Source organism: Arachidicoccus sp., assembly GCF_050436765.1.
Lineage (GTDB): Bacteria > Bacteroidota > Bacteroidia > Chitinophagales > Chitinophagaceae > Arachidicoccus.
This window is the reverse complement of sequence record NZ_JBNQGD010000327.1, coordinates 1-8,218: the sequence shown is the minus strand read 5'-3', so window position 1 is coordinate 8,218 and position 8,218 is coordinate 1. Positions and strand designations below refer to the sequence as shown.

9 protein-coding genes and 1 riboswitch are annotated in these 8,218 nt (G+C 37.9%); all 9 genes read left to right on the top strand.

The window, feature by feature from the left end:
- The first annotated feature begins 575 nt into the window (after positions 1-575).
- A riboswitch (TPP riboswitch) is annotated at positions 576-671 on the top strand.
- A 114-nt stretch (positions 672-785) separates the two neighbouring features.
- Genes thiS through ACQR30_RS14080 form a run of 9 tightly spaced genes read left to right on the top strand, consistent with a single transcriptional unit; the run spans position 786 to position 8,093 of the window.
- Entirely contained in the window at positions 786-989 is a 204-nt protein-coding gene (gene thiS / locus ACQR30_RS14120) for a sulfur carrier protein ThiS (RefSeq protein ID WP_429736222.1), read from the top strand.
- A 41-nt stretch (positions 990-1,030) separates the two neighbouring features.
- Complete coding sequence (gene thiC / locus ACQR30_RS14115) at positions 1,031-2,890, top strand: phosphomethylpyrimidine synthase ThiC (RefSeq protein WP_429736220.1); 1,860 nt, start codon at positions 1,031-1,033, stop codon at positions 2,888-2,890.
- A gap of 3 nt (positions 2,891-2,893) precedes the next feature.
- The gene (locus ACQR30_RS14110; protein ID WP_429736218.1) at positions 2,894-3,493 is read left to right on the top strand and encodes a thiamine phosphate synthase; all 600 of its coding nucleotides are present in this window, start codon (positions 2,894-2,896) and stop codon (positions 3,491-3,493) included.
- Complete coding sequence (locus tag ACQR30_RS14105; protein WP_429736216.1) at positions 3,472-4,275, top strand: hydroxymethylpyrimidine/phosphomethylpyrimidine kinase; 804 nt, start codon at positions 3,472-3,474, stop codon at positions 4,273-4,275. Before ACQR30_RS14110 ends, ACQR30_RS14105 begins: the two co-directional genes overlap by 22 nt.
- Positions 4,262-4,921, top strand: coding sequence for a thiamine phosphate synthase (locus ACQR30_RS14100; RefSeq protein ID WP_429736214.1), 660 nt, complete (start codon positions 4,262-4,264; stop codon positions 4,919-4,921). The genes ACQR30_RS14105 and ACQR30_RS14100 overlap by 14 nt, the downstream gene beginning before the upstream one ends.
- Positions 4,918-5,694, top strand: coding sequence for a thiazole synthase (locus ACQR30_RS14095; protein ID WP_429736212.1), 777 nt, complete (start codon positions 4,918-4,920; stop codon positions 5,692-5,694). Before ACQR30_RS14100 ends, ACQR30_RS14095 begins: the two co-directional genes overlap by 4 nt.
- A gap of 10 nt (positions 5,695-5,704) precedes the next feature.
- A complete protein-coding gene (gene thiH / locus ACQR30_RS14090; RefSeq protein WP_429736210.1) occupies positions 5,705-6,811 on the top strand; it encodes a 2-iminoacetate synthase ThiH in 1,107 nt (368 codons plus the stop codon).
- Positions 6,812-6,829: 18 nt separating this feature from the next.
- On the top strand, positions 6,830-7,888 hold the full coding sequence (gene moeB, locus ACQR30_RS14085; RefSeq protein ID WP_429736208.1) for a molybdopterin-synthase adenylyltransferase MoeB: 1,059 nt from the start codon (positions 6,830-6,832) through the stop codon (positions 7,886-7,888).
- 31 nt (positions 7,889-7,919) lie between these two features.
- A complete protein-coding gene (locus tag ACQR30_RS14080) occupies positions 7,920-8,093 on the top strand; it encodes a hypothetical protein (RefSeq protein WP_429736206.1) in 174 nt (57 codons plus the stop codon).
- Positions 8,094-8,218: the final 125 nt, after the last annotated feature.

Below are 8,218 nucleotides of genomic sequence, written 5' to 3'. Positions count from 1 at the left end.
TTTCGCATGCATAAACTAGATGGAAATAATTGGAGAGGCAAGTAACCATATCTCAAATGAACGGAAAATTAAGTAAACTCAACAATGCCTTGACCAAATAACTCGGGATACATTCGTCGCCAGTAAATACGATACCAAGTCACTGTATTTGGAGTTCTAAGCAGTTTGTTTTTCAACACTTATCGGGTGTCGAAAATGAGTTGTGTGAAAGTCGAATGAATCTTTGTCATCGTAATTTTTTTCAATGATTACAACATTGCGATCATTAAAAAAAACAAATTACGATTATGCAAAATAAATTGATCCAGAACCTGACTTATCCTGTAGTTTATAGCTATTACTTTACATAATATTCAGCTATGCATAACCGATCTTAGGTAAATCTTTACATAATTTAGGACTTTCCGTTTCTTTTATAGATAATAGGGAACTCATGTAATATCTGATCTCAAATTTTGAATTATCTGAATACATCAAAAAATGCGCGTAACCACAATAAAAAAAAATTATGTCAAAATATTGAAGGCCTTAAAAAATTAATTTTAGTAAAAAACTAATTCTTCCTATCTTTACCTAGTAAGCTTTAGGGGTGTTCTATTTTTTAGAACTGAGAAAAACCCTTTGAACCTGATATGGTTAGTACCATCGAAGGGAAAAGTTGAAAAATACATTGAAACATGTATTTACATTACTTTCCACAGAGTAGCTCCGGCATTACTTTTAATTCAAAGCGATTTTTCTCGTGTCCTTTATTGTTTACAGTTTAATGATAAATTATTCTGTATATGATTAACATTTGGGTTAATGAAAGACCATTAGCAATAACTAACAATTGCAACCTTCTTCAATTACTAGAACAGGTAAACCTGCCTACCGGTGGTATTGCCATCGCAATCAACGACAACATTATTGGGCAAAGCCAATGGCAGTTTTATACATTGGCAGAAAACGACAAAGTATTAATGATACAAGCTACTCAAGGCGGTTGATGGCTATAAATATGAACTCTTAAATATAAGATATTAAAAAAATGAAGAATAAAGACACTGCACCTAAGGAAGAAAAAATTACAAGGAAGCCTTTTCCCAATTCTAAAAAGGTATACATACAAGGCAAAATACATCCGAAAATACGCGTAGCGATGCGTGAGATTTATTTAAGTGACACCAAAGATACTTTCTCCGGAAAATCGACGCCAAACGAACCCGTAACCGTTTATGACACATCGGGACCCTATACGGATCCTACAAAAAAAATAAGTGTTCACAAAGGTTTGGAAAGACTGCGGGAACAATGGATTTGGGATCGTGGTAATGTTCAGCAATTAGAAAGATTTACTTCGGAATATTGTAATCAACGCTTAAAAGATTCAAGCCTAAACCACATGCGTTTCCCGCACGTAAAAATGCCACTACTTGCAAAAAAAGGGCAGAATGTAACGCAGTTGCATTATGCAAAAAAGGGTATTATCACGCCGGAGATGGAATACGTTGCTATTCGCGAAAATCAGCGCATAGATGACATGACAGAAATACGAAAGCAACACAAAGGCGAGCATTTTGGTGCAGCTATCCCTGAAAAAATTACAGCGGAATTTGTACGGTCTGAAGTGGAAAGAGGTCGAGCCGTAATACCTTCTAACATTAATCATCCGGAAGCCGAACCAATGATTTTGGGTAGGAATTTTTTAGTAAAAATTAATGCGAATATCGGCAATTCGACAACCACTTCATCCATTGAAGAAGAAGTTGAAAAAGCGGTTTGGGCTTGTCGTTGGGGTGCAGATAATATTATGGATTTATCAACTGGCCAAAATATACATGAAACGCGTGAATGGATTATCCGCAACTCGCCCATTCCAGTGGGAACGGTCCCCATTTATCAGGCCTTAGAAAAAGTAAACGGTATTGCCGAAGATCTTACCTGGGAAATTTTTAGAGACACGCTGATAGAACAAGCAGAGCAAGGTGTCGATTATTTCACTATACACGCCGGCGTATTGTTACGCTATGTACCGATGACCGCGAAACGTATTACGGGCATTGTATCGCGCGGTGGTTCTATTATGGCCAAATGGTGTCTGGCACACCATAAAGAAAATTTTTTATATACACATTTTGAACAGATTTGTGAAATACTTAAAGGATACGACGTAGCAATTTCATTAGGAGACGGTTTACGGCCGGGCTCTGTTGCGGACGCCAACGACGAAGCCCAGTTTGCAGAATTAGAAACCTTGGGAGAGCTGACTCAAGTCACCCGCAAGCACGAGGTCCAGTGTTTTATAGAAGGCCCCGGACACGTACCTATGCACATGATTAAAGAGAATATGGAAAAACAAATTGAAGTATGCGACGAAGCGCCTTTTTATACTTTAGGCCCTTTAACCACAGATATTGCGCCGGGCTATGACCATATCACTTCGGGAATTGGTGCTGCTATGATCGGTTGGTTTGGCTGCGCAATGCTTTGCTATGTAACGCCCAAAGAGCATTTGGGGTTGCCTAACAAAGAGGATGTACGCGCCGGCGTTATCACCTATAAATTGGCGGCGCATGCAGCGGATTTAGCCAAAGGGCATCCAGGTGCGCAACATAGAGACAACGCGTTAAGCCTGGCAAGATTTGAATTCCGTTGGCAAGATCAATTTAATTTGGGATTAGATCCGGAGCGCGCTTTAGAATATCACGATGAAACCTTGCCTGCTGATGGTGCTAAACTGGCACATTTCTGCTCGATGTGTGGCCCTAAGTTTTGTTCGATGAAAATATCTCAGGAAGTGCGAGATTTCGCCGCCAAAAATGATATTGTCGAGAATGAAGTAATCGCCAAAGGAATGAGGGAGAAATCTAAAGAATTTAAAGAAATGGGCTCAGAAGTTTATTTATAAAAGATGCTTATAATTATATCACCAGAAGAAGATAGCAAGGATGAAATAAACAAACTGCATCAGCTTTTTGAAGCAGGTCTGACCTGTTACCATCTGCGAAAACCATATAAGAACTTTGTGCAGTATTGCGATTATTTAAACAGAATTGACAAGAAATATTACCACAAAATAGTTATGCATCATTTTCATGAACTAATGAATGATTATGATTTAAAAGGCATTCATTTTTCCGAAAAGAAAAGAAAATATTTTTTTAAAAGGCAAACTATTTATTTAGGTCAACTAAAAACAAAGGATAAAACCATCAGTTCCTCTTTTCATGAATTAGCAGATATAGAAAATTGCCCCTTTAAATTTGATTATCATTTCTTAAGCCCGGTATTCACTTCTATTTCCAAGAATGGTTATGCGGGACGCAGATTCGATGTAAATCTAATTGATAAAAAAGTTATAGGACTGGGCGGCGTGACTCAAGAGAATCTCTATGAATGCAAAAGGCTAGGGTATCACGGAGTTGCTGTTCTTGGAACTATTTGGACTAATGAAACACCCGCAGATGTCTTTGAAATAATTAAAAATGAATGGGAGGCGTTATCAAAATGAAAGAAAATAATTTCATATTAACGATTGCCGGCCACGATCCATCGAATGGTGCAGGCATCACTTCGGATATAAAAACTTTTGCTATGCACCGCTTGTATGGCTTGTCGGTTTGCACTGCCATTACAATCCAGAACGATATAAATTTTAAACAATGTATTTGGACGGACGTCGCTGTTATTCTTGCACAGATTGAAATCCTTTTCGAACGTTTTGAAATCTCTGTAGTAAAGATCGGCATCATTGAGTCATGGGAAACATTATCGGTTGTTCTAGATAAATTGCATCAGATCAATCGAGATATTAAAATCGTTCTCGACCCCATTTTTAAAGCAAGTGCAAATTTTGATTTTCATTTAAATGAAAATCAGTTTCTATTAAATAAGATCTGGAGACAATGTTATGTTATTACACCCAACTACGAAGAGATTCAAAGTATCCACCCTTCGATGGATATCGAAAATACAATACAGCATATCTCTTCTTTTACAAATATTTATTTAAAAGGCGGCCATAGGGCAGATAAAAAAGGCTGGGACGAATTGCATCTTGTTGCTAACCCAATGCTAATGTTCCCCCCATTTACCGAAAAAACATTTGAGAAACATGGCAGTGGTTGCGTTTTATCATCAGCGTTGGCAAGTAATATTGCCCTGGGCGAAAAATTGGAAACCGCTGGCAGAAAGGCAAAATATTACACCGAGCAATATCTAAATTCAAATGATTCCCTTTTGGGAAATCATCAATATAACGCACCAAATGAGTCGCAAAATGTTTATTCCTAAATTACATTATATCTCCCAGGGACATACTGCAGAGGAGCATATTAAAAATATTCGACGAGCCTGCATCGCAGGTGCCACATTAGTTCAGTTGCGGTTAAAAAGTTTACCCGAAAAAAACTTATTGAAGTACGCCGAAGAGGCGCGTGAAATCACACTGCAATTTAAGACCAGATTGATTATAAATGATTATTACAAAATTGCTAAAGCTACAAAAGCCGATGGTATACATCTGGGTAAAGAAGACGCCTGTGCAAAAGTTGCAAGAAATCATCTTGAAAGTTGGCAAATAGTTGGCAGCACGGCAAATACACTAGACGATTGCAAAAAACTTCTCGAAAAAAAGCCAGATTATATAGGTCTCGGTCCATTTCGTTTTAGCAAAACCAAAGAAAATCTCAGTCCCGTTTTAGGGCTGAAAGCTTATTCAGTTATTCTCTCAGCATTGCAAAGCAGTACGCCTATTATCGCCGTTGGTGGCATTACCTTGAAAGACACTCGCGGACTAATAAATACAGGCGTTTATGGCATAGCGGCTTCTAGCGCAATCACTGAAGATTTTAATAATATCCCGCTATTTCATCAAATATTAAATGAGACTTCCACCACCGAAGCCATTGCAAAAATCAATTCAAAAATATATTTATGACAGATATACTTACTATCGAAAACAAGATTTTCAATTCCCGATTATTTATCGGCACGGGAAAATTTTCAAACGCACAGTTAATGCAAAACGCCATCGCAGCTTCTGAAAGCGACTTGGTGACGGTGGCATTAAAAAGAGTGGATATCGATAATCAATCGGACGATCTACTGCTCCACCTAAAAGGAAATACACTTCATTTATTGCCCAACACTTCCGGCGTAAGAACAGCTAAGGAAGCCATTTTTGCAGCAAAACTTGCCAGAGAAGCTTTACAAACCAATTGGATTAAATTAGAAATTCATCCCGATCCTAGATACTTATTACCCGATGGTACAGAAACCCTAAAAGCTACCGAAGAGCTTGTAAAGATCGGCTTTGTAGTAATGCCCTATATTCATGCTGACCCCGTTTTGTGCAAAAGATTGGAAGAAGTTGGCGCGCAATGCGTGATGCCGCTTGCTGCGCCTATTGGCAGCAACAAGGGTCTAAAAACGAAAGATTTTTTAGAAATCATTATCGAACAAAGTAATGTACCCGTAATTGTAGATGCAGGTATCGGCGCACCTTCGCACGCCGCATATGCAATGGAATTGGGAGCCGATGCAGTATTGGTAAACACGGCGATTGCGGTCTCTCACTTACCAATTGAAATGGCAAAGGCCTTTAAATTGGCAGTTCAAGCAGGAAGAATGGCTTACAAAGCAAAACTTGCTCCTATACAGCAAATAGCAGCCTCCAGCAGCCCTTTAACTTCATTTTTACAGGAAATTTAACCACTTACAGATGTCATTTAAAACACTATTTGAGCAACACAATTGGAATAATATTGAGCGCGACATTTATTCTTTCGACCAAAAAGATGCGCAACATGTACTTGCCAAAGAACACATTTCGCTAACGGATTTTAAAGTGCTTATTTCCCCCGCTGCTAAACCTTTTATAGAACAGATGGCACAACGCAGTAATGCTTTAACCAAGACGCGTTTTGGGAATAATATACAAATGTACATTCCTATGTACCTTTCCAACGAATGTCAGAATATATGTACCTATTGTGGGTTTAGTATGACAAATAAAATCCCTAGAAGAACTTTAACCGAAACAGAAATTTTAAAAGAAGCACAATACATCAAGGCTTTGGGATATGATCATATTTTATTGGTAACAGGTGAGGCCAATAAAACAGTAGGTGTAGATTATTTGAAAAACGCCATCCATTTAATTCGCTCCCAGTTTTCCAATATCAGTATAGAAGTGCAGCCACTTGACCAAGAAGAATATGAGATGCTGATCACAGAGGGTTTATATGCAGTTTTAGTTTATCAGGAAACTTATCATAAAACGACATATAAAACGCATCATCCCAAGGGTAAAAAGTCAAATTTCGATTATCGCTTAGACACACCAGACAGATTGGGCAAAGCAGGTATTCATAAGATCGGATTAGGTACTTTGTTTGGCTTAGAAGATTGGCGAACGGATAGTTTTTTTACTGCATTGCATTTAAAATATTTGCAAAAGACTTACTGGAAAACCAAATATTCAATTTCGTTTCCAAGACTGAGGCCACATCAAGGCGAAGTTCAGCCAAAACTTGAAATGACGGATATCGATTTGGTACAATTGATTTGCGCTTATAGATTATTGGATGAAGACATAGAGCTTTCTATTTCAACCAGAGAAACAGAAACGTTTAGAAATAATATTATTAAATTGGGTATCACCTCTATTAGCGCGGAATCTAAAACAAATCCAGGCGGATACACCGTGGCAACAGACTCTCTCGAACAATTTGAAATATCGGACCAACGTCCAACAAATGAAATAAAGAAAATGATTCAGTCGCAGGGTTATGAAGTGGTATGGAAAGACTGGTCAAAATATTTCTAGTAAAATAAAGCAAGACATATGTCCTTCTCACAGGAAGAATTGAAACAATATAATCGTCACATTATCTTGGATAATATTGGCAAAGCTGGTCAGTTAAAATTGAAGAAGGCGAAGGTCTTAATCATTGGTGCCGGCGGGCTTGGCTGCCCGGTTTTGCAATATCTAACAGCCGCAGGTATAGGTACAATAGGCATTTTAGATGATGACATTGTTGATCAAAGTAATTTACAACGTCAGATATTATATAATTATAATGACATGGGAAAATACAAAGCATCAGTCGCCACTGAGAGATTGACTTTATTAAATCCTTTTGTCAACTTTACAACTTACATAGAAAGATTGACCGATAAAAATGCGCTCTCCTTATTTAGTCAATACGATATTATTGTTGACTGTAGCGACAATTTCCCTACTAGATATTTAGCAAACGATGCAGCAGTTCTAGTGAATAAGCCACTTGTTTTTGGATCCATTTTTAAATTTGAAGGGCAAGTTTCTGTTTTCAATTATAACAATGGACCCAATTATCGATGCTTATACCCTACTCCACCCGATGCAAATCTTCTAAGCAACTGTGCTGACATAGGCGTTCTGGGCGTTTTACCGGGCATTATGGGAGCCTTGCAAGCGAACGAAGTGATCAAAATAATTTGTCAAATAGGCACCGTGCTTTCCGGAAAACTGTTAATACTGGATGCATTAACGATGCAACAGCACTTACTATCATTTAATACAAGCCCCGCTGTTGCTATCAATAAATTAGAAGACAATTATTCCAGCTTCTGTGGGATATTAGGGAACCTTCAAGAAATCACTTTCAGCGAATTTCAAAAACATGCAGCTGACTACAATCTAATAGATGTAAGAACAATTAGTGAAAGAATAAACTACCATATCGGAGGTATTCATATTCCATTAAATGAATTGCCGGAAAGATTAAAAGAAATACCACAGGATAAAAGTCTCATCGTTTATTGTCAATCTGGAATGCGAAGTAAACAAGCCATTACATTACTCAAAAAAAACAATTTCCCGTGTTCGCTTTTATTTCTTAAAGGTGGCTTAAATCCATGAACTACCAGATAGTTTAGTAGGTTTGATAAAAATGCTACCTTCTCCAACTAGGCGTGAGGCCATTTTCGTTGGCGAGGCTGCGGCATTACCAAGTCGTATAAGAATTAATAAACTTTTGCCGGAACAATTACCTGACTCTAACGACATAGGTTTTGTAAGAGGCTGGGATAATGAGACACCAAAGATAATTGGACTTAAAAAATAAGTGATTGATGGATTTATATAGCATCACAACTGGCTCTAACAGCACAAGAAATTGGAGGTTTAATGGTTAAATTGTAAATTCCGGCTAAATTGACCCCCCTTCGCCATTTCAAATTGACCCCCTAA

What these genes read in the sequence shown, in the direction of transcription:
- ACQR30_RS14110 (WP_429736218.1), top strand. Translation starts at nt 2,894, where the DNA reads ATGCTTATAATTATATCACCAGAAGAAGATAGCAAGGATGAAATAAAC.
- moeB (WP_429736208.1), top strand. Translation starts at nt 6,830, where the DNA reads ATGTCCTTCTCACAGGAAGAATTGAAACAATATAATCGTCACATTATC.
- thiS (WP_429736222.1), top strand. Translation starts at nt 786, where the DNA reads ATGATTAACATTTGGGTTAATGAAAGACCATTAGCAATAACTAACAAT.
- thiH (WP_429736210.1), top strand. Translation starts at nt 5,705, where the DNA reads ATGTCATTTAAAACACTATTTGAGCAACACAATTGGAATAATATTGAG.
- ACQR30_RS14100 (WP_429736214.1), top strand. Translation starts at nt 4,262, where the DNA reads ATGTTTATTCCTAAATTACATTATATCTCCCAGGGACATACTGCAGAG.
- ACQR30_RS14080 (WP_429736206.1), top strand. Translation starts at nt 7,920, where the DNA reads ATGCTACCTTCTCCAACTAGGCGTGAGGCCATTTTCGTTGGCGAGGCT.
- thiC (WP_429736220.1), top strand. Translation starts at nt 1,031, where the DNA reads ATGAAGAATAAAGACACTGCACCTAAGGAAGAAAAAATTACAAGGAAG.
- ACQR30_RS14105 (WP_429736216.1), top strand. Translation starts at nt 3,472, where the DNA reads ATGGGAGGCGTTATCAAAATGAAAGAAAATAATTTCATATTAACGATT.
- ACQR30_RS14095 (WP_429736212.1), top strand. Translation starts at nt 4,918, where the DNA reads ATGACAGATATACTTACTATCGAAAACAAGATTTTCAATTCCCGATTA.